Genomic DNA, 26896 nt, shown 5'->3' with positions numbered 1-26896 from the left:
GCCAGATCGCAGGTTCGCGATCCCAATCGGCATTTCTGCTTGCGGTGTGGTCAACGCGGGTGGTCCGCGTTTTGTTCCACGGTGATTCCGGAGCGGAAAACAGCGGGGCCCGGCGACAAAAGTCGCCGGGCCCCGCTTCGGGTCGATGATCAGTCGTCGATCGCGCCCGGAGCAGTCTTCGACACCTGCATGAGGAATTCGAGGTTGCTCTTGCTCTTCTTGAGCCGGTCGATCAGCAGATCGATGGCCTGGTGCGAATCGAGTCCGGAGAGCACGCGCCGAAGCTTGTGCAGCACCGCCGCCTCGTCCGGGCTGAGCAGCAGCTCGTCCTTACGTGTGCCCGAGGGGTTCACGTCCACGGCCGGGAACACGCGACGTTCCGCGATCTTGCGGTCGAGCTTCAGCTCGGCGTTACCGGTGCCCTTGAACTCCTCGAAGATCACGGTGTCGCCGGTGGAACCGGTCTCGACCATGGCCGTCGCGATGATCGTGAGCGAACCGCCGTTCTCGATGTTGCGCGCAGCACCGAGGAAACGCTTCGGCGGGTACAGCGCGGTCGAGTCGACACCACCGGAGAGGATGCGTCCCGACGCCGGCGACGAGTTGTTGTACGCACGGCCGAGGCGGGTGATCGAGTCGAGCAGGACGACGACGTCCTTACCCGCCTCCACCAGGCGCTTCGCACGCTCGATGGCGAGCTCGGCGACCGACGTGTGGTCTCCCGGCGGGCGGTCGAAGGTCGAGGAGATGACCTCGCCCTTCACCGAACGCTGCATGTCGGTGACCTCTTCGGGACGCTCGTCGACCAGCACGACCATGAGGTAGCACTCGGGGTTGTTGGTCGCGATGGCGTTCGCGATGGCCTGCAGAACGCTGGTCTTACCGGCCTTCGGCGGACTCACGATCAGCGCACGCTGTCCCTTGCCGATCGGCATCACCAGGTCGATGACACGCGTCGTCAGGATGTTCGGCGTCGTCTCCAGCCGCAGCCGCTGATTCGGGTACAGCGGGGTGAGCTTGCCGAACTCGGGGCGCTTCTTGGCCGCTTCGATGTCGCCGCCGTTGACGGTGTCGATGCGGACCAGCGGGTTGAACTTCTGCCGCTGGTTGGCCTGATCGCCCTCGCGTCCCACCCGGACGGCGCCGGTGATGGCGTCACCGCGACGGAGACCGTTCTTGCGGATCAGGTTCATCGACACGTAGACGTCGTTCGGTCCGGCCAGGTAGCCGGAGGTCCGCACGAACGCGTAGTTGTCGAGGACGTCCAAGATGCCCGCGACCGGCTGCAGGACGTCGTCCTCGCGGATCTCGGTCTCGCGGACGTCGCCGCCGCCGCCTTCACCGCGGTCGCGTCCACGACGACGTTCGCGGAAGCGACGTCCGCGGCGTCCGCGACCGCCTTCCTCGTCGTCGCCGGGGCGGTTGTCGTTGGTGCGCGGGCCGTTGTTGCCCTGGCCGCGGTCGCCGCGGTTGTCGCGATCGCCCCGGTCACCGCGTTCGCCCCGGTCACTGCGGGTCTCGCCGCGATCACCACGGGTGTCGCCACGGTCGCCGCCGCGCTCACGTCGGTTGCGGTCGCCGCCCTGCTCGCCGGAGCCGTCCTGCTTTGCAGGCTTCTCGGCGGAATCCTGACGGTCTTCGGCCTGCTTGCGCTCGGCCTGCTGCGTGTCTGTGGCAGTCGCCGAGGCGGTGTCCTGAGCGTTGCCGCCCTGGTCACCCTGCTCGGGAGCGCCTGCCCGACGCGCGGATCCGCGGCGCTGGCGGCCACGACGTCCGCCTTCGGCGGTGTCGGTGTCGCCGGCTGCGCCCTCGGCCGTCGCAGGTTCGGCCGTCTTGGGCTCGGCGGCCTTCTCGGCGGGCTCCGTCTGCGGAGTCACTTCGAGTTCGGTCTGAGCGGACTGTTCGCGCTTTGCGCGCGTCGCCCGAGTCCGGGGAGCGGTTTCGGTCGCGGCAGCGGCCGGGGCTGCAGAGCCGCCCTGACGCTCCTTGATCGCGGCGATCAGGTCACCCTTGCGCATCCCCGAAATGCCCTTGATGCCCAGCTCACCTGCGAGAGAGCGGAGCTCGGTGAGCACCATTCCGGACAGCCCGGCACCTCGGCGCGCGTCGGCGCGCTTTGTGGAGGCCGTCACTGATGACGCCTGTGAAGAGTCGCCTGCCTGCGCGCCAACGGTATCCACCGAGGAGGCGCGCACAGGAGCGGCGATGAGGTCCGTATCGGTCACGGAGGTCCTTTCCTTCCCTCACTCGCGCTGCGCAGAGTCGAGGGTTCGTCCCGTAATTCGGTTTCGAATACCGAATTCGGATGTGCCGTACGTAGTTGCATGTGAAGAACTGCCGGCTTGCCCGCCATCACATCACCCTTGAAACAGGCGCGTACTCGCAATCCCTACACGACAGATAGTGCGGAGGATCGTGCCAGGAGCCGTCAACCCCGATTGACCTGGAGTAATTGCCCTGGTGAAGCACCGGCGTCTGATGCGCACGATGTACGGACATTGCCCAGGATAGCTGTGAACGCCCGTAGGGGCAAGGAGACGCCCCTACGGCGTGTCAGCTGGTCCGGACGCCGTCTGCTACGTCCAGTTCGAGAACCTGCAACCCCTCGGCCTCGGCCTGTGCTCGAAGATCCACAGGGAAAGGCTCCGTGGTCAATGCGAGGACGGTCGGTCCGGCTCCCGAGACGGTGGCGGCGATACCCGCCTTCCGGAGGACGGCGATCCATCGCGTCGTCAGCGGGAGGGCCGGAGCGCGCTGCGTCTGATGCAGCCGGTCCTCGGTGGCCGCCATGAGAAGGTCGGGACGCTCTGTGAGCGCCACCACAGCGAGGGCCCCACGACTGACATTGAACGCGGCGTCCCGGTGGGGAACCGTCTCCGGCAACAGACCCCGCGTGTGCGCCGTCGACGAACGCTCCCCCGGAACCAGCGCGACGACCCGGATCGCGGGGTGCACCTTCAGCGCGACGGCCGAGTAGATGTCGGTGGCCGCGGGGGCTCCGTCGGCCTGCTCACCCGCGCAGCTCCACGACACGACGGCACCGCCGAGCACGCTCGCCGACGCGTTGTCGGGATGCCCTTCGAATTCGGACGACAGCTGGACGAGCTGATCGGGCGACAGCCCGAGTTCGGGGTCGAGCTTGATCGCCAGACCATTGGCGGCCGCCAGTCCCCCGACGACGGCGGAGGCGGAGGATCCCAGACCCCGCGAATGGGGTATCACGTTGCGGCACACCACATCCAGGCCATCGGCCCACACCCCGGCCGATTCCAGGCCGCGTTCGATCGCCCGGACCACGAGATGGGACGGACCCCACGGCACGTCGTCGGCGCCCTCGCCCTCGACCCGGATGTTCAGCCCCGAAGCCGTGGTCGTCACGGTGATCTCGTCGTACAGCCCGAGCGCGATACCCAGCGTGTCGAAACCCGGGCCGAGATTGGCGCTCGACGCAGGAACGCGGGCGGTCACGGTGAGGCCCGCTGGGAGGGTCTGTGTCATGGCGGCGGTCTGGTCCTGCGGCGTGGTGGGCGTGGGCGCCCCCACTACGCCAGCTCGAGGGCCGAGGCGACAGCGACAGGGTCGACCGGGATCGGTTGGACCTCAGGCATACCCGCCAGCGCCGTGTCGGGGTCCTTGAGGCCGTTACCGGTGACCGTGCAGACGACGGTCAGCCCGGAGTCCAGCCAGCCCTCCTTGCGGGCGGCGAGCAGGCCCGCAACGCTCGCGGCGGAGGCGGGTTCGACGAAGACCCCTTCGGTCCTGGCGATCAGCCGGTACGCCTCGAGGATCTCGTCGTCGGTGGCGGCCCGGAACGCGCCGTGCGACTCTTCCTTCGCGGTGACCGCGCCGTTCCAGGATGCCGGCGAGCCGATGCGGATCGCGGTCGCGATGGTCTCCGGGTCCTTCACCGGCGCACCGAGGACGAGCGGCGCCGCACCCGCGGCCTGCACGCCGAGCATGCGGGGCTTCACACTGGTGAGCCCGTCCGCGTAGTACTCGGAGTACCCGCGCCAGTAGGCGGTGATGTTGCCTGCGTTGCCGACCGGGAGGGCGTGCACGTCGGGGGCCTTGCCGAGGGCGTCGCAGATCTCGAACGCCGCGGTCTTCTGACCCTCGATGCGGACCGGGTTGACCGAGTTCACGAGCCCGATCGTGGGGAATTCCGCGGTGGTCTTGCGGGCCAGTTCGAGACAGTCGTCGAAGTTGCCCTGCACCTGGATGATCCGCGCACCGTGCATGACGGCCTGCGCGAGCTTGCCCATGGCGATCTTGCCCTGCGGCACCAGCACGGCGCAGGTCATCTTCGCCTTGGCGGCGTACGCGGCGGCGGAGGCAGAGGTGTTACCCGTGGACGCGCACAGGACGGCCTGCTGACCGCGGGCCAGCGCATCGGTGACGGCCATCGTCATGCCGCGGTCCTTGAACGAACCGGTGGGGTTGAGCCCCTCGACCTTCAGGTAGACGTCGCAACCGGTGATCTCCGACAGGTGCCCGGCGGGCAGCAGCGGGGTGCCGCCCTCGCGGAGGGTGACCGTCTTCCAGTTCGGTCCGATGGCGAGGCGGTCGCGGTAAGCCTCGATCAGCCCCGGCCAGGGGGTGTGAACGGGGTTACGGGTGCCGGTCATTGTTCGGTGCCTTCCAGTCGCAGCACGCTGGTCACAGCGGTGACGAATTCGAGTTTGCTCAGGGCCTCAACGGTTTCCGACAGGGCAGAATCCGTCGCGACGTGGGTCACGACGACGAGGCGGGCGCCGTCGCCGGCACCTTCCTGCCGCACGGTGGAGATGCTGACGCCGTGCTGCGAGAATTCGGCAGCCACCGCCGACAGGACCCCGGCCTTGTCCGCTACCTGCATGTTGACGTAGTAGCGGGTGGGGATGTCGCCGATCGGCGCGATCTTCAGCTTGGCGTACTTGGACTCGCGGGGTCCGCGGCCACCGTTCACCTTGTTGCGCGCGGCCATCACCAGGTCGCCCATCACGGCCGACGCGGTGGGGGCGCCGCCGGCGCCCTGACCGTAGAACATCAGGCGTCCGGCGTTCTCCGCCTCGACGACGACGGCGTTGAACGCACCGTTGACCGCGGCCAGCGGGTGCTCCACCGGCACGAGAGCCGGGTAGACCCGAGCGGAGATCCGCTCCTTGCCCTCGGGGGTGGTGATCCGCTCGCAGATGGACAGCAGCTTGATCGTGCAGTCGAGGGCGCGGGCCGACGTCAGGTCGGCCGCGGTGATCTTGGAGATCCCCTCGCGGTACACGTCGGCGGCGGTGACCCGGGTGTGGAACGCGATCGACGCGAGGATGGCGGCCTTGGCCGCGGCGTCGTAGCCCTCCACGTCGGCGGTCGGATCTGCCTCGGCGTATCCCAGGCGTCCGGCCTCGGCGAGGGTCGCGGCGTAGTCCGCACCGGTCTCGTCCATCGCCGACAGGATGAAGTTGGTGGTTCCGTTCACGATTCCGGCGACCTTGTTCACCCGGTCGCCGGCAAGCGACTGGATGAGCGGGCGGATCACGGGGATCGCACCGGCAACGGCGGCCTCGAAGTAGAGGTCGACGTTGTGCAGTTCCGCGGCCTCGGCCAGTTCACCGGTGTGATCGGCGAGGAGCGCCTTGTTGGCGGTGACGACGGACTTGCCGGAGTTCAGCGCCGAGAGAATCAGCTTGCGGGGCAGATCCATGCCCCCGATCACCTCGACGACCAGGTCGACGTCGTCGCGGGCCACGAGGGACTCCGCGTCGGTGGTCTGCAACTCCTCGGGAATTCCGCGGTCCTTGCCGGGGCGGCGGACAGCCACTCCACGCAGTTCCAGCGGGGCGCCGACGCGAGCCTCGAGGTCTTCGCTGTGCTCCCGCAGGATGCGCACGACCTCGCTCCCGACGTTGCCGAGGCCGAGGACGGCCACACCGATAGCGCGATGCGCCGATTCGCTCGTCACTCTTGTACCTCCAAGCTCAACAGGTCTTCCACGGTTTCCCTCCGGAGGATCACGCGCGACTGTCCGTCGCGCACAGCCACCACGGCAGGGCGGGCGAGCAGGTTGTACCTGCTCGACATCGAATAGCAGTATGCACCGGTGGCCGCGACGGCGAGCAAATCGCCGGCGTCGATGTCCTCCGGCATCCAGGTATCGCGGATAACGATGTCACCGGACTCGCAGTGCTTGCCGACGACGCGGGACACCACCGGCGCCGCGTCGCTGACCCGCGAGACCAGTTTGGCCTCGTACTCCGCCTGGTACAGCGCGGTGCGGATGTTGTCGCTCATTCCGCCGTCGACGCTGACGTACCGGCGGGTGAGGTTGCTGCCGACGGTGACGTCCTTGATGGTGCCGACCTCGTACAGCGTGACCGTTCCGGGTCCGGCGATCGCGCGGCCGGGTTCGACGGCCAGCGTCGGCTCGGGCAGACCGGCGAGCGCCGACTCGTGGCGCACGATGTCGCCGAGTTTGGCGGCGAGCTGGTCGACCGGCGGCGGGTCGTCGGTGGGGACGTAGGAGATGCCCATGCCGCCGCCGAGATCGATGATCGAGATCTGGGCGGTCTTCTCGACGCCGAACTCCGCGACGACGTCCCGCAGGAGGCCGATCACGCGGTGCGCGGCCACCTCGAAGCCGTCGACGTCGAAGATCTGCGAGCCGATGTGGCTGTGGAGGCCGACGAGGCGAAGGTTGTCGGCGGCGAAGACCCGCCGGACCGCGTCGATCGCCTTTCCGCCGGCCAGCGAGAACCCGAACTTCTGATCCTCGTGGGCGGTGGAGATGAACTCGTGGGTGTGCGCCTCGACTCCGACGGTCACGCGAATCAGAACGTCCTGCACCACACCGGCTTCGGCGGCCACCTTGTCGAGGCGGTCGATCTCCGTGGCGGAGTCGAGCACGATGTGCCCGACCCGGGCCGACATCGCGGCGGTCAGCTCGGCGACCGACTTGTTGTTGCCGTGCATGGCAATTCGCTCCGCCGGGAATCCGGCGTGCAGCGCGACCGCGAGTTCGCCGCCCGACGCGACGTCCAGGGACAGGCCCTCGTCGGCGACCCAGCGGGCGATCTCGCCGCACAGGAACGCCTTCGACGCGTAGTGCACCTTGGCCGTCGGCCCGAAGGCGCGGGCCATGTCGCGGCAGCGGGACCGGAAGTCGTCCTCGTCGACGACGAACAGTGGGGTGCCGTACTTCTCGGCCAGTTCGGTGACCGGGATGCCCGCGAGGCTGACCACCCCGTCCGCGGCGCGGCGGGCGTTGCGGGGCCACACCTCGGGAGAGAGTGCGGCGAATGCGGCCGCGTCGGCGGGACGTTCGGGCAGACCGGGCGCGTGCACTTGCTCGGCGTGCTTGGGACCGGCGGGGTGCGCGCTCACATCTGCTCCGGTGCGCTGACGCCGAGCAGGGCGAGTCCGTTGGCCAGGACCTGACGGGACGCGTCGCACAGCGCCAGTCGCGCGATGTGCAGCGGGCCGACCTCTTCGTCGCCCTGGGGCAGGATGCGGCAGGCACCGTAGAACCGGTGGTAGGCGCCGGCCAGCTCCTCGAGATAGCGCGCAATACGGTGCGGCTCACGCAGATTCGCGGCGCTGGTCACGACCCGCGGGTACTCGCCGAGGGTGCGGATCAGATCGCCCTCCTGCTCCGAGACCAGCAGCGAGAAGTCGGGATCCGTGACGGCGATGCCGAGGTCGGCGGCGTTGCGGGCGATGGCCGACAGCCGGGCGTGCGCGTACTGCACGTAGTACACCGGGTTCTCGTTGCCGGTGCTCGTCCACAGTTCGAGGTCGATGTCGATGCTCGAATCCACCGACGACCTGATCATCGCGTACCGCGACGCGTCGACGCCGATCGCCTCGACCAGGTCGTCGAGGGTGATGACGGTGCCGGCGCGCTTGCTCATCTTCACGGCCACGCCTTCGCGGACCAGGTTCACCATCTGGCCGATGAGCACCTCGACGGTGTCGGGGTCGTCGCCGAACGCGGCCGCGGCCGCCTTCAGCCGGCCGATGTACCCGTGGTGGTCCGCACCGAGCATGTAGATGCACAGGTCGAAGCCGCGGGAGCGCTTGTCCTGGAAGTAGGCGATGTCGCCGGCGATGTACGCCGCGTTGCCGTCGCTCTTGATGACGACCCGGTCCTTGTCGTCGCCGAAGTCGGTGCTCTTGAGCCACCAGGCGCCGTCCTCCGGGAAGAGGTTGCCGGAGTCCTTCAGCGTCTGGACGGCCTTCTCCACCGCGCCGGACTCGAACAGCGAGTTCTCGTGGAAGTAGACGTCGAAGTCGACGCCGAACTCGTGCAGGGTGCGCTTGATGTGCGCGAACATGAGTTCGACGCCGATGGCGCGGAAGACCTCCTGCTGCTCCCCCGCAGGCAGGTCCAGCACGTCGGGGCGCTGCCGCTGCACGTCGGCGGCGATGTCGGCGATGTAGGCGCCCGCGTATCCGTCCTCCGGGGCGGGCTCGCCCTTGGCGGCGGCGATCAGCGAACGGGAGAACCGGTCGATCTGGGCGCCGTGGTCGTTGAAGTAGTACTCACGTGTGACCGCGGCACCCTGGGTGGACAGGATCCGGCCCAGCGCGTCGCCCACGGCGGCCCAGCGGGTTCCGCCGAGGTGGATGGGGCCGGTGGGGTTCGCGGAGACGAACTCGAGATTGATCTTCTTGCCGTCGAGCGTGTGGCCGGACCCGAACGCGGCACCAGCCTCGAGGATCTTCGCGACGATCGCACCCTGCGCGTCGGCGGCCAGGCGGATGTTGAGAAAGCCCGGGCCCGCGATGTCGGCGCTGTCGATACCCTCGGCCGCGGTCAGCGCGTCGGCGAGCCAGCCGGCCAGCTCACGCGGGTTGGTACCGACCTTCTTGGCCACCTGCATCGCGACGTTGGTGGCGTAATCGCCGTGCTCGGGATTGCGCGGACGCTCGACCGTGAGAGTGTCGGGAAGTACGGACACGTCGAGTCCGCGTTCGGCGAGCACTTTCGCGGCGGTTCCGCGGAGCAGTTCGGCAAGGTCAGCTGGAGTCACAGGTATCTATCCTATGGCCAACGCGTCCCGAGCGGTGATCCGGCTTGCCGCGAGTCCCGGCGACCGCAGGCGAGCGTGGCCCCGGCCACTCTCCCAGGTTGCGCTCAGGGTGGGTAAGTAGAGTGGGATCGCCCTGAGTCCCGGCTCTCAGCTCCCGGTCGCCGGGGGTCGAGCGCCCGTAACCCACACACCGAAAGATCACAATCGATGCCAAGCGGTTCGGAAAGTCGCGGTCCCGATAAGAACTCGGGCGCGAAGTCGGCGAAGGCCATCAAGGCCGCCAAGAAGAAGAGCGGCGGAGCGAAAGTCAAGGGCGGCGCGTCCGCTCCCCGGAACATCCCCTGGCTGACGATCGGCGCCGGAGCGGCCGTTCTCGCGCTCGTGGCGGTCCTCGCGATCAACCTCATTCCCAAGTATCAGGCGAAGGAAGAGGCCGCCAAGTACGCGCCGAGCGCCGAGAACCCCGACCCGTCGGTCAACATCGACGGCGTGCTGAAGGTCGACTACCCGGCAGGCATTCACATCCAGCCGACGCAGCGCGTCGCGTACGACCAGTCGCCGCCGTTCGGCGGCCCGCACGACGCCATCTGGGCGACGTGCACCGGCACGGTCTACCCGAACGCGATCCGCACCGAGAACGCGGTGCACTCGCTCGAGCACGGCGCCGTGTGGATCGCCTACAACCCGGACGAGCTGTCCGCCGACCAGGTCGAGACGCTGAAGGACAAGGTGGACGGCGAGACGTACACGCTGATGTCGCCGTACCCGGGCCTCGACAGCCCCGTCTCCCTGCAGTCGTGGGGTCACCAGTTGAAGGTGGACAGCGTCGACGACGAGCGCATCGACCAATTCATCACCGCACTGCGGATCAACAAGAACACGTATCCCGAGGTCGGCGCGAGCTGCTCGTCCATCCCGGGCTCCGGTTTCGACCCGGACAACCCGCCGCCGTTCGACCCGTCCACGCCGGGCGCGGACGCGGTGCCGATGGACGGTGGCGGAATCAGCCCCGACCAGTCGGAATCCGGCGGCGCGGGAGCGCAGCTGCCGAGCGGCATGCAGCTCCCGAGCGACCTGCAGCTGCCGTCCGATCTGCAGCAGGCCCCGGCCGAGGGCGGCAATGGCTAGTTCTGCCGACACCGGGCACGGACCCGAGACCGATTCCGTCGACGACGCGGCCCCGGCCCGGCCCAGTCAGCGCACAGCGCTCCTGGTCATCGGGCTGATCGGGGCCATCGCCCTCGGGTTCGCGCTCGGGTTTCTCGCCCGGCTTCCGCTCGAGGACTCCGGTACCCCGGTTCCCGAGGCCGGTTCCGTCGATGTCGGATTCGCGCAGGACATGAGCGTGCATCACAGCCAGGCGGTGGAGATGTCGGCGATTGCGCTGGCCAACGCCACCGACCCGGCGGTCCGCAGCCTCGCGTACGACATCCTCACCACGCAGCAGAACCAGCTCGGACAGATGCAGGGCTGGCTCGCGCTGTGGGACCAGCCGGGTCTGCCGTCCGGCGGCTACATGGGCTGGATGGAATCGGAGCACTCGGACGGTCACAGCCACGGGACCGCCGAGAACGCGCATATGGGGTCGATGTCGAAGATGCCCGGCATGGCGTCGTCGGAGGACATGGCCGCATTGCGTCAGGCCACCGGCCCGGCCGTCGACGTCCTGTACCTCCAGCTGATGCTGCGGCACCACCAGGGCGGGCTCCCGATGATGGAGTACGCGGCCCAGCACGCGTCGGAAGACGCGGTCCGCAGCCTCGCGCAGACGATGGTCGACACCCAGCGGAGCGAAGCGACGGTGATGACGAACATGCTCACCGCGAAGGGCGCCACTCCCCTGCCGATGAACTGACGTCCGGTGTCACGACCACGTCCAGTCGCGCACCTCGGGCATGTCCTCGAGGTGCGCGACGACGTATTCGCCGTGCCGTTCGAGTTGCCGCAGGCAGAAGTCGGCCAGCTCCGTGGCACCGGCCGGTTCCCGCCTGGTGCGGCGCAGCGCGGCGAGCGCGAGGTGGTAGCGGCTCATCCGGTTGAGTACGACCATGTCGAACGGTGTGGTCGTGGTGCCCTGTTCGCTGAAACCGCGGACGTGGAAGCGGTCCGGTGCGGGACGTCCGTGCAACAACTCGTGGACGGCGCGCGAGTACCCGTGGAACGCGAACACCACGTGCGTGTCCGCGGTGAAGAGGTCGAGGAACGTGCGCGCGTCGAATCCGTGCGGGTGCTCGGTGGGTGTGAGCAGCCCCATCAGGTCGACGACATTGACCACCCGGGTGACCAGTTCCGGGGTGTGTTCGCGCAGCAACTGCGCGGCGGCGAGAATTTCCTGGGTCGGGACGTCCCCGGCGGCGGCGAGCACGACGTCCGGTTCGGTACCCGCAGAAGACTCCGTTCCCGCCCACTCCCACACCGACGCCCCGGCCGCGCAGTGCGCGTGCGCCTCCGCGAGGGTCAGGTACTGCAGGTGCGGCTGCTTGTCGACCACGATGAGGTTGACGTGATCGGTGCTGCGGAGGCAGTGGTCGGCGATCGAGAGCAGCGTGTTCGAGTCCGGTGGGAGCCACACCCGGACCACGTCCGGTGCGAGCGGGACGACGGCGTCGATCATGCCCGGCCCCTGGTGGCTGAACCCGTTGTGGTCGTTGCGCCAGCAGGTGCTGGTGAGCAGCACGTTCAGCGACGCCACCGGCGCCCGCCACGGCAGATCCACTGCATGCTGCAGCCACTTGGTGTGCTGGACGAGCATCGACACGCTCACCATGGCGAAGGCCTCGTAGCTGGCGAACAGTCCGTGCCGCCCGGACAGCAGGTACCCCTCCAGCCAGCCCTCGCACAGGTGCTCGCTGAGCACCTCCATCACCCGGCCACGGGCCGACAGTCCGTCGTCGTAGTCGGTGACCGGCAGTTGCCAGCACCGGTCGGTCACCTCGAAGACGGCGCCCAACCGGTTGCTGGACGTCTCGTCCGGGCAGAACAGCCGGAAGTATCCACCGCCGTCGGGCGTGGTGGTGGCGGTGTAGACGTCGCGGAGCAATTCCCCGAGCACGCGGGTGGTTTCGTGGTGGGTGGTGCCGGGTTTCTCGATGGGGAGCGCGTACTTCTCCAGGCGCGGCACCGGAAGATCCACCCGCAGGCGGCCGCCGTTCGCGTACGGCGACGAACCCATCCTCTTGTCGCCCTGCGGCGCCAGCCGCACGAGGTCCGGCACGAGTGCGCCGGACGAGTCGAACAGTTCGTCCGGGCGGTACGACCGCATCCACTCCTCGAGTTGACGCAGATGCGCCTCGTCGGTCCGGACCCCGGACAGCGGAACCTGATGCGCCCGGTGGGTGCCCTCGACGAGCACGCCGTCGACGGTGTGCGGACCGGTCCAGCCCTTGGGGGTCCGCAGCACGATCGCCGGCCACTTCGCGGCGCTGCGCCTGCCTGCCCGCGCCTCCCGCCGAAGGTCGGAGATCGTGGTGTGCGCGTCGGTCAGGGCGCGATGCAACGCGGGGAAGACCTGCCGCGGGTCGTCGCCGGAGACGACGACCGGCGCCCACCCCTGACCGCCGAGGAACGCCTCGACGTCGGCGTCGCTGCTGCGGCCGTAGACGGTGGGCCCGGCGATCTTCGCACCGTTGACGTGCAGGATCGGCAACACCGCCCCGTCGCGTTCCGGATTGAGGAATGCGGGCAGTTTCCACGACGCGGACAGCGGTCCCGTCTCCGCCTCCCCGTCTCCGATCACGCACGCCACCAACAGATTCGGGTGGTCGAACGCCGCCCCGGCGGCGTGCGCGAGCGCATAGCCGAGTTCGCCGCCCTCGTGGATGCTGCCCGGAGTCTGCACACTGACGTGACTCGGGATGCCGCCCGGCGTCGAGAACTGTCTGCAGAGCCGGTGGATACCGGCGGCGTCGAGGGACACGCCCGGATACACCTCCGAGTACGTTCCCTCGAGGTACGTGGCGGCGACGAGCGCCGGACCACCGTGCCCGGGACCGGTCACGTAGAGGCAGTCGGTGTCGGTCCGGCGGATGAGACGGTTGAGCAGGGCGTAGATCATCGACAGCCCCGGGCTCGTTCCCCAGTGCCCGAGCAGCCGGGGTTTGATGTGTTCCGGGCGCAGCGGCTCACGCAGAAGCGTGTTGTCCTGCAGGTAGATCTGCGCGACCGTCAGATAGTTGGCCGCCGCCCACCACCGCAGGTCCGACTCGAGGTCGGCATCGGAATAGTGCCCGTCGGAATCCTGCGACCCCGGCTGCCGTACATCGGTCATTCTCGACCCCTCCCCGAGAGTTCGCGAGCGTCCACGTCCTCCCGACACTAGGCGTGTTCGGGCCTCTACCGGGGCGAGTCCACGAAGTAGGGGGACCGATTTGGTCGATCCCCCTACCTATGCGCTACCATTGGCCAGCCCAATCGGCACACCGGTTTTCCGGTGCGCCCCCGTAGCTCAGGGGATAGAGCGTTCGCCTCCGGAGCGAAAGGTCGCAGGTTCGAATCCTGCCGGGGGCACCACGAGAAACTGCGCCGCCCGTCGCGGCGCAGTCCTTCTCTCTGGTGCTACCAGTCTTCCCCGAGTGATCTCCTCGGGCTTCGTCGAGAGCTGCAGCCGCGCCGGCAGATGCCGCGCACATCGATCGAACGCTGACCTCCTCCATTGCGGGTTTCGCGGCAACAACTCTCTGCCGAAGACTCTCTCCGGCAGTGTCGACCAAGGGACACCCCTGTGCAGCAACACCGCTCTCTTCCCCTCAGCCTCGGCGTCGTCGCGCGTTCGAGTAAGACCGACGAACGCCGGCTCCCGATCCACCCGCTCCATTTCGACCGGATCGACGCCGACCTCCGCGGTCGCATCCATCTCGAATACGGCTACGGCGAGCCTTTCGGGGTCTCCGACGAGCAGCTGGCCCGCTCGGTGGGAGGTCTGCGCACCCGGGAACAGCTGATCGAGCACTCCGACGTCCTGCTGCTGCCCAAACCGCTCGCGAAGGATCTGGCGGATCTGCGTGACGGCCAGATCCTGTGGGGGTGGCCGCACTGCGTCCAGGACGCGGAGCTCACCCAGGTGGCCGTCGATCGCCACCTCACATTGATCGCGTTCGAGGCCATGAACCACTGGAGCGCCGAGGGGTCGTTCCAGCTCCATGTCTTCCACAAGAACAACGAGCTCGCCGGGTACAGCTCGGTGCTGCACGCCTTGTCGATCGCGGGATCGACCGGCGACTACGGCCGCCGCCTTCGCGCCGTGGTCCTCGGGTTCGGTGCCACCGCCCGCGGCGCCGTGACGGCGCTGAACGCCTTGGGCATTCACGACGTTCACGTCGTCACTCAGCGCGGGGTCACCGCCGTGAGCTCGCCCATCCACTCCGCGGAGATCGTGCAGTTCGACCACGACGACGCCGATCCGCGCCGCAGCCATGTCACCACCGACGAGGGTCGGATGCCGCTCGCCGGCTTTCTCGCCCGGCACGACGTCATCGTCAACTGTGTCCTGCAGGACACGGAGTCGCCGCTGACGTTCCTGATCGACTCGGACGCCGAGACGCTCCTACCCGGCAGTCTCGTCGTCGACGTGTCCTGCGACGAGGGAATGGGCTTCAGCTGGGCCCGGCCCACGTCGTTCGCGGATCCGACGTTCGTGATCGGCGACAACGTGCGCTACTACGCGGTCGACCACAGCCCGTCGTATCTGTGGAACTCGGCGTCGTGGGAGATCAGCGAGGCCCTGCTCCCCCACCTGCGGACGGTTCTCGACGGTCCCGGCGCCTGGGACGGCAGCGACACGATCCGGCGGGCCGTCGAGATCCGCGACGGCGTCGTGCAGAACCCGAGGATCCTGTCGTTCCAGAATCGCGCGGCGGACTATCCGCACCCGGTCGTCGCCTGAGTGCTGCGGCGCATCTCGCGTCGGAGGATCTTCCCGCTGGCCGTCTTGGGCAGTTCGTCGACGATCTCGACGCGCCGCGGTGCCTTGTAGCTGGCGAGCCGCTCCCGGCAGTACTCGACGAGGTCGGCCGTCTCGACTGTCTGCCCGGGTCGGAGGCTGACGAATGCGGCGACGGTCTCGCCGCGGTAGCTGTCCGGTTCGCCGACGACGGCCGCCTCCCGGACGGCGGGATGCCCGTAGAGGACGTCCTCGACCTCGCGCGGCCACACCTTGAACCCGGACGCGTTGATCATGTCCTTCTTGCGGTCGACGACGTACACCCAGCCCTGGGCGTCCATGAATCCCACGTCGCCGGTGAGCAACCGGCCGCCGGGCAGCGACTGCGCCGTGGCTTCCGGTTTGTTCCAGTACGCGGGCACCACCATCGGTCCGTCGACGGCGATCTCCCCGACTTCGAGGGGGTCGAGGTCGGCGCCGTCCTCCCCGACGATCCGGATCACGGCGGACGGCAGCGGCAGGCCGATCGCCAGCGTGCCCGACGACGGATCGACGGGCGCCTCCAGATTCGGTGGGACGACGACGCACGGCGCGCTGGTCTCAGTGAGCCCGTACCCGTTGCGGATGTACTTACCGGTCAGGTCCCGGAACCGTTCGACGATGGCGGGCGGTAGCGGGGCGCCACCGGACATCACGGCCTCCAGTGAGGCGAAGCGCTCACCGGAGAAGTCGGGGTGCGCCATCAGCGCCATGTAGGCGGTGGACGGGCCGACCATGAACACCGGCCGTTCCCGCTCGAGGGCGTCGAGCACCACGCCGGCGTCGAACCGGTACGCGAGGATCAACGGCGACGCCAGGTCGATTGCCGTGAGCAACTGGCACACCATGCCGGTGATGTGGAACAGCGGGGCGAGCGCGAAGATCGGCGAACCGGCGGGCTTGCTCTCGTACAGGCGCAGGATGGAACTGTTGACGGTGAGGTTCCGGTGCGTGTTGGTGGCGCCCTTGGGGACTCCGCTCGTTCCGGACGTGTAGGACACCAGCGCGATGTCGTCCGGAACCAGTCCGGGGTCCGGCAGGCCGGTGCCCGCGCGTGCCCGGGCCACCTCGAGCAGGTCGGGCACACCCTCGGCGCGCACCCGGGTCACTCCCCCGAATACGCGTGCGTCGCCCGACGTCTGGATGTCGAGTTCGCTGGCGGTCAGCGCGATCCGCACACCGGCGGCCGACGCGCGCTCCCCCACCCGATCGGCCCACGCGTTCTCGCTGCACACGATCGCGGTGACTCCGGCGTCGGTGAGGATGTGGGCGAGCTCGTCCCGGTACATCGGGTTCAGCGGGACGACGACCCCGCCTGTCTTCCACGTGCCGATCAGCGCCAGCACGAACTGCGGGACGTTCTGCAGATAGATCGCGAGCCGGTCCCCCTTCCCGAACCCGTTCTCCGCGAGGTACGCGGCCACGCCGTCGCTGAGTTCGTCGACCTCGCGGTAGCTCAGGGTGCCGCCGAGGTACCGGACGGCGGGCCCGTCCGGGGCGGATGCGACCGCGGCCGAGAACATGTCGAGCGCCGTCCGGGCGGGGATCTCCCCCACGGAACGCGTGTTCTCGTCGTACCGGTCCATCCAGGGCCTGTCGTCGTACCAGCTCATCGTCGCCGTGCCGCCTCTCGCTCGTTCCGTGTTCCCGGTGGTGTGACCTGCTGTTCAGCGTGTGCCCGACATCCCGCCGTCCACGGGGACGACGGTGCCGGTGACGTAGGCCCCGGCGCGTGAGGAGAGGAAGATCGCGGTGCCCGCGACGTCTTCCGGTGTGCCGACCCGGCCGAGCGGCACCGACCCCTCGACCGCCGTCTTCTGCTCGGGATCGTCCAGGATGAACGCCATCATCTTGCTCGGAAACGGTCCGGGCGCAATGGCATTGACGGTGATCCGTTCGGCGGCCAGCGTCGCTGCGAGCTTGCGGGTGAGCATGTGGACCGCGGCCTTGCTGGCGCCGTACGAGAAGTTGTCGGTGCCCGACACCACGAGTCCGTCGATCGATCCGACGTTGATCACCCGGGCGGGGTCGGTGTCCGTCGCCGCGGCCCGCAGGCTCGGCAGCAGCGCCTGGGTCAGCATGAACACGCCCTTGACATTGATGTCGAAGATCTTGTCGAATCCGGCGGCGGGGAACTCGTCGATCGGTGCACCCCACGTCGCGCCGGCATTGTTCACGAGCACGTCGAGCCGGGGCGAGAGGTCGGCGACCCGCGCGACCAGGCCCGCGATCCCCTCGTCGGTGGACAGATCGGCGGGGTGGGCGTGACACGTGCCCGGGCCGAGGGCGGACAGTTCGGCCGCGGCCTTCTCGCACGCCTCCGCCTTGCGGGCGGAAATCACGACGGTCGCCCCGGCCTGGACGAATCCCTGCGCGATCATCCGGCCGATACCCCGCGAACCTCCGGTGACCACCACGGTCTTGCCTGCGACGTCGAACAGCGAACCTGCATCCATGTGCGTTCCCTTCAGGGTTGGAAGACGAGGCGGCCGACGGTGCTGCCGTCCCCGAGCCGGCCGATACCGTCGGCCACGTCCGCGAGCGAGAGCCGCTCGCTGATGAGCGGCGTGATCGCCCCGGACTCCGCGAGGCGGGTCAGTTCCTCGTGGCAGTCGGCGATCGCCTGCTGGTTGTACTGCTTGTACAGGCCCCAGTGCAGTCCGATGATGGAGTAGTTCTTGATCAGGGCGTGGTTGAGGCCGGGCGTCGGGATGGTGCCGCCGGCGAACCCGATGATCAGGATCCGGCCCTCGAACGCGATGCACTTGGTGGACTTCGCGTAGGCGTCGCCGCCGACCGGGTCGTAGACCACGTCCGCTCCGCGTCCGCCGGTGAATTCCTTGACCAGCGGCACGAAGTCTTCGGTGCGCCGGTCGATCACCAGATCCGCGCCCAGCCGCCTGCAGTAGTCGGCCTTGTCGGCGCCACCGACGATGCCGACGACCTTCGCTCCCGCCGCCTTCCCCAGTTGCACCGCGGCGCTGCCCACCCCGCCCGCGGCAGCATGGACGAGCATCGTCTCCCCCGGCTTCAGTTGCGTCCGCCGGTGCAGCGCGAACCAACTCGTCTGGTAGCCGATGCTCAGCGCCGACGCCTCGGCGTCGTCGAGCCCGGGCGGGGCCGCGAACGTATTGGCCTCGTCCATCACGGCCATCTCCGCGAATCCGCCGCCGGGCAGGTTCGGGTTGCCGATCACCCGGTCGCCCACGCCGAAGCGGGTGACGCCGTCACCGACCGCGACCACCTCACCGCACAGCTCGACTCCGGGTGTGAACGGCAGCGGCGGCTTGATCTGGTATTCGCCGCGGCACAGCAGCACGTCGGGGAAGTTCGCCGGTGCGGCGAGGACCCGGACCAGCACCTGCCCGGGGCCTGCCGTGGGGTCCGGGACCTCCTCGAGGTGCAGCGCGGTGCGCGGCTCGCCGAGTTCGTGGACACGCCATGCCTTCATGGATTTGCTTCCTGACTGTCGGTGGTGGGGCCCGGGGTTACGCGGGCAGGTCGATCAGGCCGGCGAGGTGCGCGCGGTGCCGGTAGGCGGTGCCGAACGCCAGCTGGTCGCTCTTCGCCCTCTTCAGGTACAGGTGGGCGGGGTATTCCCAGGTCATGCCGATCCCGCCGTGCAGCTGGACGCACTCCTCCGCGGCGTGGACGGCGACCCCGCTGCAGTACGCCTGCGCGATGGTTGCCGCGACCTCGGCGTCGGCGTCGCCCCGGGCGGCGGTGTCGGCGGCGTAGCGGGCAGCGGCGGCCGCGGACGTCACTTCGAGCCACAGGTCGGCGAGGCGGTGCTTGATCGCCTGGAACGACCCGACGGCCCGGCCGAACTGGGTCCGCTCCTTGACGTACGCCAGCGTCGTCTCGAAGCACCACTGCGCGAGCCCGAGTTGCTCGGAGGCGAGCAGTGCGGCGCCGAGAACGAGGGCCTCCCGGACCGCGTCCGCGGCGTTGCCATGGTCGATGCGGGTGGACGCTGCGGCGTCGAACGCGACGTCGGACAACGGCCGGGTCATGTCGAGTGCGAGCACGGGGGCGACGGTGACCCCGGCGGCGCCCGCGGGCACGGTGTGCAGTTCTAGCCCGTCCGGACCCTCGACCGGCACGACCAGGATGTCGGCCTCCGCGGCGCCCGCGACACCCGTCACGATCCCGGTGAGGGAGTCGCCGTCCCGGCGCACGGCCGGGGTGAACCGGCCGGGTGCGGTCGCGAGCCCGACCATGAGCGCACCGGTGGTGGTGCCGTCGGCCAGTGCGCCGACCGTCTCGGTATCGCCCGCCTTCAGCAGCGCGACCGTCGCGAGTACGGAGCTGGACAGGTACGGGACGGGTGCGACAGCGCGTCCGATCTCCTCCATGACCACAGCGGCCTCACGTGCGCTCGCCCCGGCGCCGCCCAGTTCCTCGGGGACGAGCAGTCCGGCCAGGCCGAGTTCGACGGCAAGGGATTTCCACACGCCGGAGAAGTCGGCGGGCGTCCCGTCGTACGCCCCGACGACCAGTTCGGGCGGGCAGCGATCGGCGAGCAGCCGGCGGACGCTGTCGCGCAGGGCGTCTTCCGTGTCGGAGTACAGCAGGTCTGCGGTGTTCATCGGGGCAGGTCCTTCCAGGCGATGTCCTTGTCGACGCGGTGCTCCGGCGGGAGGCCGAGGACGCGTTCCGCGATGACGTTGCGGAGGATCTCGGACGTGCCGCCCTCGATCGAGTTGCCTTTCGCGCGCAGGTACCGGTATCCGGGTTCGCGGCCGGTGAAGTCGACCTTGTCCGGGCGGCGCATGGTCCAGTCGTCGTAACGCAGCCCGGCTTCGCCGTGGAGTTCGATGTCGAAACCCGAGATGGTTTGCGCGAGCCGGGCGAAGGCCAGCTTCAGGCCGGATCCCTCGGGGCCGGGCTGCCCGGCCTCGAGTTGCTGCCGCAGCCGTTCGCCGGTCAGCCGGGCGACTTCCGCTTCGACCCACAGCCGGAGCAGTTCGTCGTGCATCGCGGGGTCGCGGAGTTCGGGTTGTTCCCGCCAGGCACGGGCGACCGGTCCGATCATGCCGCTCTCGCGGGCGGCCGCGGAACCGCCAATCGCGACCCGCTCGTTGTTGAGGGTCGCGGTGGCCACCTTCCAGCCCTGTCCCTCGCCGCCGAGCCGATCGGAATCGGGAATGTGGACGTCGGTGAGGAACACTTCGTTGAACTCGGCCTCGCCGGTGATCTGCCGCAGCGGCCGGACGTCGATTCCGGGATCGCTCATGTCGCACAGGAAGTAGGTCAGCCCGGCGTGCTTGGGCACCGACGGATCCGTGCGGGCCACGAGGATGGCCATGTGCGCGTTCTGCGCACCGGACGTCCACACCTTCTGCCCGTTGACCGTCCAGCCGTCACCCTCACGGACTGCTCGCGTCGCGACGGCGGCGAGGTCGGACCCCGCCCCCGGTTCGCTGAACAACTGGCAGTAGATGTGCTCGCTGGTGAAGATCGGCCGAAGGTACTTCTGCCGCTGTTCGTCGGTGCCGAACGCGGCGATGGTCGGCGCGGCCATCCCCAGCCCGATCCCGTTGCGGCTCTTCGCCGGGCCGGGCGCCCCTGCGGCCTCGAGTTCGGCGTCGACCTGCGCCTGGAAGCTCTGCGGCAGGCCCAGACCGCCGCGCCCGGGCGGAAAGTGGACCCACGCGAGGCCGGCGTCGAATCGGGCCCCGAGGAACCGGGCCGGATCCGACAGGTCGTTCTGTTCCAGGAGGGTCGCGATGCGACCGCTCAGATCGCGTGCGATCGCCTGTTCGTCAGTGGTCATCGTCCTCACTCTTTCGGTCAGATTCCGGCCCGGGCGGCGACGTCGCACGCCTTGGCCACGAGGTCGTCGATGCGCTCGACGGTCGGGGTACCCGCGGCCGCCTTGTTCTGCGGTTCGTCCCGCGCACGGCGCATGACGCCCTCCGCGATGACCGCCACCTTCCACAGGCCGAGGACGTGCCAGAACGCCAGGGCCTTCGGGTCGCGTCCGGTCTCGTCGAGGTATACCCCGGCGATCTCCACCCGGTCCGGGAAACCGTCGAGGGTGGACGCCGGGAAGTCGCCGCCGGTGGTCTCGCCCGGCTCCGGCCAGTACGCGAGCAGGCTGCCGACGTCGGCGAGCGGGTCGCCGAGCGTGCACAACTCCCAGTCCAGGGCGGCGGTCACCGCCCCGGTCTCGTGGGAGGTGATGACGTTGCGCAGGTGGAAGTCGCCGTGCACGAGGGTCAGTTCCCGCTGTTCCGGCACCGAGGCGGTGAGCCGTCCGGTCAGGTCGTCGAGGGCGGGCAGTTCGCGGGTCTTCGACTTCTCCCACTGACCCGACCACCGCTTGAGCTGACGCTGCGCGTAGGGCTTGTGGCTGGCCAGGTCGGTCAACCCGGTGGTCTCGAGGTCCACCGCATGGATCTTCGCCAGCGTCCGGGGCAGCGACAGACCGATCGCCCGGCGACGTTCCGGGGTCAGGGACTCCGCGATCGACATCCGATCGACGACCTGCCCGTCGACGAACTCCATCAGCAGCAGCGGTACCTCGGTCACCTCCGGATCGTCGGTGAGCCCGAACACCCGCGGGGTGGGTACCGCGGTGTCCTCGAGGGCGGAGAGGATCCGCGCCTCGCGGGCGACGTCGTGGGCCGACGCGAGCAGGTGCCCGAGGGGTGGGCGCCGAAGCACCCATCTGCCACCCGCCGGGTCCTGGACCAGGTAGGTGAGGTTCGACTGGCCGAGGCCGATCCGGTCGAAGGTCAGCGGTCCGGCAGTGTCGATGCCGAGCGTGCCGATCCAGCGGCTCACGGCCTCGGGGTCGATGCCGACGACGTCCACGCTAGACACCGAGCCGGGCCCCCTGCCGGAACGGGATCGCGTCGCCGAGCAGTTGCCCGCCGTCGATCGCCATGGTTTCGCCGGTGATCCAGCTCGCGGCATCGGAGACGAGGAACGCGACCGCGGACGCGATGTCCTCGGGTTCGCCGATCCGCCCCAGCGCCGTGGACGCCGACACGGCCTGCTCGTGGTCCTTCCACAGCGCCTCGGCCAGCTTGGTCCGCACCACACCGGGGGCGACGGCGTTCACCCGCACCTTCGGTGAGAGTTCCAGTGCCAGTTGCTTGGTGAGGTGGATCAGCGCGGCCTTCGACGCGTTGTACAGGCCGATGTTCGCCTCGAACGCCATGCCGCCGATGGACGCGGTGTTCACCACGGCGCCGCCGTGCTCGCCCATCCACGCCTTCGTGGCGAGGCCGGTCCACAGCACCGGCGCCCACAGGTTCACATCGAAGGTCTTCGCGAACCGTGTGTGGTCCTGGTCGATGACCGGCCCGAACGCGGGGTTGGTGCCCGCGTTGTTGACCAGGATGTCCAGGCTGCCGAAGCGTTCGACGGTGGTGTCGACACAGCGCCGGGCGGCCTCCTCGTCGACGGCGTGCGCGGCGACGCCGATCGCGGTGCCCCCGACCTGCGCTGCGGCGGCGTCGGCCGATTCCTGGGAACGCGACGTGAGCACCACGTTGGCGCCGGCCGCCGCGAGGGCCCGGGCGACGGCCAGGCCGATGCCCCGCGAGGCGCCGGTGACGATCGCGGTGCGTCCGGTGAGGTCGAGTCCGGCCATGTCAGCTCACCGCAACCTTGTGACCGTTGGTGGAAGCATGGGCGGCGTCGCGGTACTGCCGCAGTTCCTGCCGCGCGATCGCGCGCTTGTGGACCTCGTCGGGACCGTCGGCCAGGCGCAGGGTGCGCAGGTGCGCCCAGGCCATGGCGAGGGGGAAGTCGTCGGTCACGCCCGCACCGCCGTGCACCTGAATGGCCCGGTCCACGATCTTCAGCGCGATGTTCGGGGCCGCCACCTTGATCGCCGCGATCTCCGTCCGCGCCTCCTTGTTCCCCACCGTGTCCATCAGATACGCCGCCTTCAGCGTCAGCAGGCGGATCATCTCGATGTCGATGCGCGCCTCCGCGATCCAATCTTGGATGTTCGCGTTCTCACTGACCGGTTTCCCGAACGTCACCCGCGACGACGCCCGGCGGCACAACAATTCGAGTGCCCGCTCCGCCATCCCGATCGCCCGCATGCAGTGGTGGATCCGGCCCGGACCCAACCGCGCCTGCGAGATCGCGAAGCCCTCGCCCTCGCCTTTCAGCACGTCCGTCACCGGCACCCGCACATCGGCGAAATCGATCTCCGCGTGCCCCTCACGATCCTGATACCCGAACACCGGCAGCCCCCGCATCACCGTCACCCCGGGCGCATCGATCGGCACCACCATCATCGACTGCTGCCGGTGCGGCGCCGCCGACGGATCCGTCTTGCCCATCACGATCAGCACCTTGCAATTGCGGTGCAACGCGTTCGACGCGAACCACTTGCGGCCGTTCAGCACGTACTCGTCGCCGTCACGCACCATCGACAACTCCACGTTCGTGGCGTCCGAGCTCGCCACGGCGGGCTCGGTCATCGCGAACGCCGAGGCCATCGTCCCGTCGAGAAGCGGCTTCAGGTACTTCTCCTTGTGCTCGGCCGTGCCGAACAGCTCGAGCACCTCCATGTTGCCCGTGTCCGGCGCATTGCAGTTGCACGCCTCCGACGCAATATGGCTGCGCCCCATGATCTCCGCCAACGGGGCGTACTCGAGGTTGGTCAATCCGGCACCCGTGCCCGGGTGCGGATGGAACAGATTCCACAACCCCCGGCGCCGCGCCTCCGCCTTGAGCTCCTCCAGAACCGGTGGCTGGAAATGCGGATCCCCCGACTCGCGCATCTGCTCCTCGTACACCGCCTCCGCCGGATACACGTGCGAATCCATGAACTCGAGCAGATCGACCTGCAACTGCTGGGCGCGTTCGGAAATGTCAAACAGGGACATGGGAACTCCTGACGGATTGTGAGAAAACATGGGTGGGTGCTTGTCGAGTTGGGCTCTGGGTGCCCTCGACGAGGACGGGGTATGCGGGCTCGCCGGTCACGCGTGCTCCAGCAGCGAACTCTGGTAGCGGCGCATCCCGCGCAGCCAGCGGTCGTAGTCGGACCCCTTCTGCCGGTACATGGTGAGGACGCTCTCGTGGGGCAGGATCAGGAACGTCTCCCGGTCCACGGCGTCGAGCACGATGTCGGCGACCTGTTCGGGCTGCAGCACCTCTCCCGCCGAGACGACGGCCTTCGTGGCAGCGACGCCGAGGGGATCACCCGAGTTCTCGCCGGAGCGCATCAACTTCGTCTCGACTCCCATCGGGCAGAGGCAGCTGACGCGGACCCCGTCGTCCCCGTATGTGACCGACAGCCATTCGGCGAACGAGACGGCCGCATGCTTGGTGACCGCGTAGGTGGCCGAACCGATCTGCGTGAGGAGCCCGGCCGCGGAGGCCGTCGACACGAAGTAGCCCTCGCCGCGCTCGATCCACTTCGGCACGAGTTGCCGGGCCGCGCGGATGTGGGCGCGGACGTTGACGTCGAACGCGAGGTCCCAGTCGGCGTCGCCGGCGTCGAGGCCGGGCGCTCCCGCGATGCCGGCGTTGGCGAAGTACAGATCGACCGGCCCGAACTCGGTCTCCGCGCGGTCGATGATGCGCCGGATCTGATCGGCGTCCGCGACGTCGCCACCTTCGGCGACCGCGGATCCCGGGTGGCGAGCGTTGATGCCGTCCGCCACCGCAGCGGCTGCGTCCGAGTCGAGATCGGCGACCAGCACCTTGGCGCCCTGTTCGGCCAGACGGTCCGCGATCGCCCCGCCGATTCCGCCTCCACCGCCGGTCACGATGGCGACTTTCTGTGCAACCTTCACGAGGTGTCCTCTCCTTCGCGGTGCGTTGTGACTCGCGTCTCTCTTTTGTATAGTTGAATCCGTCGTCAAGTTCAAGTGTCTGGGGTCGACAACACACGACTTCCGATACAGCCAACGTGACACATCCAGGCCCTGCACCACCCGGAATCGAGGGAGACAGATGACCGACACCACCGCACTGCCCGTTCGCCCCGCGAGCTTCGACGAGCTCACGGCGCTGATCGGCAAGGAGCTGGGCCCCACCGACTGGCACGACGTCACCCAGGAACGCGTCAACGCCTTCGCGGACGCCACCGGCGACCACCAGTGGATCCACATCGATCCCGAGCGCGCCGCCGCCAGCCCACTCGGCGGCACCATCGCGCACGGCCTCTACAGCCTGTCCCTCGGACCGGCCCTGTCGGCGACCCTGCTGCGCTTCGACGGCTTCGCGCACAGCCTGAACTACGGCTACAACAAGGTCCGCTTCCCCGCGCCGGTGCCGGTGGGTTCGCGCATCCGGATGCGCGCCACCATCCAATCGGCAGAACAGGTCGGGGGCGGCATCCAGGTGACCATGTCCCAGGTCGTCGAGCGCGAGGGCTCCGACAAACCAGTGGTCGTGTCCGAGTCCGTCGCCCGCGTCGTCGAGGCCGGCTAGCAGCCGTGAGCACTTGTGAACCGCCCGCGGTTAATAAGTACTCACAGGCGAATGTGCTCGACCCGGTGTCCCGCCACGCCGACGCCACTCCCGGCAACATCGCGCTGCGGGGTGCGGACAGCACCCTGACGTACGGACAGTTGCGGGCCGCGAGCACCCGGTACGCGGGAGCGATCGTGGAGGCGGGTCTGTCCCCCGGCGACCGAATCCTGCTGGCCGCACCCTCGGTGCCCGAGTTCGTGGTCGCGTACCTCGGCATTCAGGCGGCGGGGTGCGTCGTGGTGCCGGTGAACACGATGTCGACCCGGCCCGAGAGCGAGTACGTCCTCGCCGATGCCGGCGCCGCACTCGCCATCGTGTGGCACGAACTCGGGCCGGCGATCGCCGATGCGGCCGCCGCACTGGACGTCCCCGTCTGGGCGCTCACCCCCGACAGCGCGTCTCCGGACACCGAGCCTGTTCCCGTCGCCCGGCGGGACCGCGACGACACCGCAGCCATCCTCTACACGTCCGGTACCACGGGGCGGCCGAAGGGCGCGGAGCTGACGGTGGGGAACCTGCTGTCCGGCGGCGAGATCGGCGCGGAATGCAGTCGCGGTTCGAGTGACGACCGGACGGGCACCGGACTTCCGCTGTTCCACGTGTTCGGCCAGGCCTCGGTCATGATGGCGACGTTCACCGGCGGCGGGTCGCTGACACTGCTGGCCCGGTTCGATCCCGCCGCGATGCTCGCACTGCTCCGCCGCGACCGTCTCACGATCATGGCCGGCGTGCCGACGATGTGGAACGCGATGCTGCACGCCGCGGACGGCGCCGACCCGCAGGACTTCACGCAACTCCGCATCGCCATCTCCGGGGGCGCGTCGCTTCCGGGCGAGGTGGCCCGCGAATTCGAGTCCCGTTTCGGGTGCACCATCCTCGAGGGCTACGGGCTCACCGAGACCACCGCGTTCGGCACGTTCAACGACATCGACCGCGGCGGGAAGATCGGCTACACGGGTCGCGCGGTTCCCCGGCTGGCGGTCGAAGTGCGCGACCACGACGGGCTCGTCTGCCCTGCCGGGACCGTCGGCGAGGTGTTCGTGAAGGGGGTGACGGTGATGAAGGGGTACTGGAACCGGCCGTCCGACACCGCCGCGGTCCTGGACCCGGACGGCTGGCTGCGCACCGGGGACCTGGGCGAGATCGACGCGGACGGGGATCTGCGCATCGTCGACCGGGTGAAGGATCTCATCATCCGGGGCGGCTACAACGTGTACCCGAGTGAAATCGAAGAGGTCCTGTACACGCACCCCGACATCCTCGAGGCCGCCGTCGTGGGCGTCCCCGACGATCACTACGGCGAGGAGGTGGCCGCGGTCGTGGCCACCGTCCCCGGTTCGGGGCTGGACGGCGCCCAGCTGACCGGCTGGGCGCGGGAACGGCTGTCCGCATACAAGATTCCCCGAATCGTCGCGATCGTCGATGCCCTCCCGAAGGGGTCGACCGGAAAGATCCTCAAACGATCGATCGACAGAACCGCACTGAGAAACGACGCACTGACCGCAGAAGTACCCGAAAGGTGAAC

Annotated in this window: 21 protein-coding genes and 1 tRNA gene; 6 read left to right on the top strand and 16 right to left on the bottom strand. The window is 69.0% G+C overall.

What is annotated here, in order from left to right:
• Positions 1–149: 149 nt before the first annotated feature.
• From rho to argS, 6 genes are all read right to left on the bottom strand, one after another.
• Positions 150–2225 (bottom strand): transcription termination factor Rho, encoded by a 2076-nt coding sequence (rho, locus tag CA951_RS19055; protein WP_087558322.1) that lies wholly within the window; start codon positions 2223–2225, stop codon positions 150–152.
• A 328-nt stretch (positions 2226–2553) separates the two neighbouring features.
• Positions 2554–3498 (bottom strand): homoserine kinase, encoded by a 945-nt coding sequence (gene thrB, locus CA951_RS19050; RefSeq protein ID WP_087558354.1) that lies wholly within the window; start codon positions 3496–3498, stop codon positions 2554–2556.
• A gap of 44 nt (positions 3499–3542) precedes the next feature.
• A complete protein-coding gene (thrC, locus tag CA951_RS19045) occupies positions 3543–4625 on the bottom strand; it encodes a threonine synthase (RefSeq protein WP_087558321.1) in 1083 nt (360 codons plus the stop codon).
• Entirely contained in the window at positions 4622–5935 is a 1314-nt protein-coding gene (locus CA951_RS19040) for a homoserine dehydrogenase (RefSeq protein WP_087558320.1), read from the bottom strand. The genes thrC and CA951_RS19040 overlap by 4 nt, the downstream gene beginning before the upstream one ends.
• Positions 5932–7353 (bottom strand): diaminopimelate decarboxylase, encoded by a 1422-nt coding sequence (gene lysA / locus CA951_RS19035; RefSeq protein WP_087558319.1) that lies wholly within the window; start codon positions 7351–7353, stop codon positions 5932–5934. Before lysA ends, CA951_RS19040 begins: the two co-directional genes overlap by 4 nt.
• A complete protein-coding gene (argS, locus tag CA951_RS19030) occupies positions 7350–9002 on the bottom strand; it encodes an arginine--tRNA ligase (RefSeq protein ID WP_087558318.1) in 1653 nt (550 codons plus the stop codon). The genes lysA and argS overlap by 4 nt, the downstream gene beginning before the upstream one ends.
• 207 nt (positions 9003–9209) lie before the next feature.
• Between argS and CA951_RS19025 the strand changes: the two genes are divergently transcribed.
• Entirely contained in the window at positions 9210–10130 is a 921-nt protein-coding gene (locus CA951_RS19025; RefSeq protein WP_087558317.1) for a DUF3105 domain-containing protein, read from the top strand.
• On the top strand, positions 10123–10857 hold the full coding sequence (locus CA951_RS19020; protein ID WP_087558316.1) for a DUF305 domain-containing protein: 735 nt from the start codon (positions 10123–10125) through the stop codon (positions 10855–10857). The genes CA951_RS19025 and CA951_RS19020 overlap by 8 nt, the downstream gene beginning before the upstream one ends.
• 9 nt (positions 10858–10866) lie before the next feature.
• On the opposite strand, the gene CA951_RS19015 is transcribed toward CA951_RS19020, so the two are convergent.
• A complete protein-coding gene (locus tag CA951_RS19015) occupies positions 10867–13269 on the bottom strand; it encodes a phosphoketolase (RefSeq protein ID WP_087558315.1) in 2403 nt (800 codons plus the stop codon).
• A 166-nt stretch (positions 13270–13435) separates the two neighbouring features.
• Between CA951_RS19015 and CA951_RS19010 the strand changes: the two genes are divergently transcribed.
• Positions 13436–13511 (top strand) — tRNA-Arg (locus tag CA951_RS19010).
• Positions 13512–13722: 211 nt separating this feature from the next.
• On the top strand, positions 13723–14883 hold the full coding sequence (locus tag CA951_RS19005) for a N(5)-(carboxyethyl)ornithine synthase (protein ID WP_087558314.1): 1161 nt from the start codon (positions 13723–13725) through the stop codon (positions 14881–14883).
• On the opposite strand, the gene CA951_RS19000 is transcribed toward CA951_RS19005, so the two are convergent.
• The 9 genes from CA951_RS19000 to CA951_RS18960 form a co-directional block, all read right to left on the bottom strand.
• Complete coding sequence (locus CA951_RS19000) at positions 14859–16532, bottom strand: AMP-binding protein (RefSeq protein WP_087558313.1); 1674 nt, start codon at positions 16530–16532, stop codon at positions 14859–14861. The two genes, CA951_RS19005 and CA951_RS19000, sit on opposite strands and share 25 nt — an antisense overlap.
• 54 nt (positions 16533–16586) lie before the next feature.
• On the bottom strand, positions 16587–17375 hold the full coding sequence (locus CA951_RS18995; RefSeq protein WP_087558312.1) for a glucose 1-dehydrogenase: 789 nt from the start codon (positions 17373–17375) through the stop codon (positions 16587–16589).
• Positions 17376–17386: 11 nt separating this feature from the next.
• The gene (locus CA951_RS18990; protein WP_087558311.1) at positions 17387–18370 is read right to left on the bottom strand and encodes an NADPH:quinone oxidoreductase family protein; all 984 of its coding nucleotides are present in this window, start codon (positions 18368–18370) and stop codon (positions 17387–17389) included.
• A gap of 37 nt (positions 18371–18407) precedes the next feature.
• On the bottom strand, positions 18408–19508 hold the full coding sequence (locus CA951_RS18985; protein ID WP_087558310.1) for an acyl-CoA dehydrogenase family protein: 1101 nt from the start codon (positions 19506–19508) through the stop codon (positions 18408–18410).
• Positions 19505–20695 (bottom strand): acyl-CoA dehydrogenase family protein, encoded by a 1191-nt coding sequence (locus tag CA951_RS18980; protein ID WP_087558309.1) that lies wholly within the window; start codon positions 20693–20695, stop codon positions 19505–19507. Before CA951_RS18980 ends, CA951_RS18985 begins: the two co-directional genes overlap by 4 nt.
• 17 nt (positions 20696–20712) lie before the next feature.
• Positions 20713–21747: a phosphotransferase family protein gene (locus CA951_RS18975; RefSeq protein WP_087558308.1), complete on the bottom strand. Its 1035-nt coding sequence runs from the start codon at positions 21745–21747 to the stop codon at positions 20713–20715.
• Entirely contained in the window at positions 21740–22522 is a 783-nt protein-coding gene (locus tag CA951_RS18970; RefSeq protein ID WP_087558307.1) for an SDR family oxidoreductase, read from the bottom strand. The genes CA951_RS18975 and CA951_RS18970 overlap by 8 nt, the downstream gene beginning before the upstream one ends.
• Position 22523: 1 nt before the next feature.
• Positions 22524–23774, bottom strand: a complete 1251-nt coding sequence (locus tag CA951_RS18965; protein ID WP_087558306.1) for an acyl-CoA dehydrogenase family protein — start codon at positions 23772–23774, stop codon at positions 22524–22526.
• 96 nt (positions 23775–23870) lie between these two features.
• Positions 23871–24689, bottom strand: coding sequence for an SDR family oxidoreductase (locus tag CA951_RS18960; RefSeq protein WP_087558305.1), 819 nt, complete (start codon positions 24687–24689; stop codon positions 23871–23873).
• A gap of 160 nt (positions 24690–24849) precedes the next feature.
• Here CA951_RS18960 and CA951_RS18955 point away from each other — a divergent pair, with 160 nt between their 5' ends.
• Together CA951_RS18955 and CA951_RS18950 are read left to right on the top strand one after the other, a co-directional pair.
• Entirely contained in the window at positions 24850–25329 is a 480-nt protein-coding gene (locus CA951_RS18955; RefSeq protein ID WP_087558304.1) for a MaoC family dehydratase, read from the top strand.
• 5 nt (positions 25330–25334) lie between these two features.
• Entirely contained in the window at positions 25335–26894 is a 1560-nt protein-coding gene (locus CA951_RS18950) for an AMP-binding protein (RefSeq protein ID WP_087558303.1), read from the top strand.
• Positions 26895–26896 lie beyond the last annotated feature (2 nt).

This window comes from Rhodococcus sp. NCIMB 12038, from assembly GCF_002165735.1.
GTDB lineage: Bacteria > Actinomycetota > Actinomycetes > Mycobacteriales > Mycobacteriaceae > Rhodococcus_F.
The sequence above is the reverse complement of the archived record's forward strand: the minus strand, read 5'-3'. Positions and strand labels throughout refer to the sequence as shown.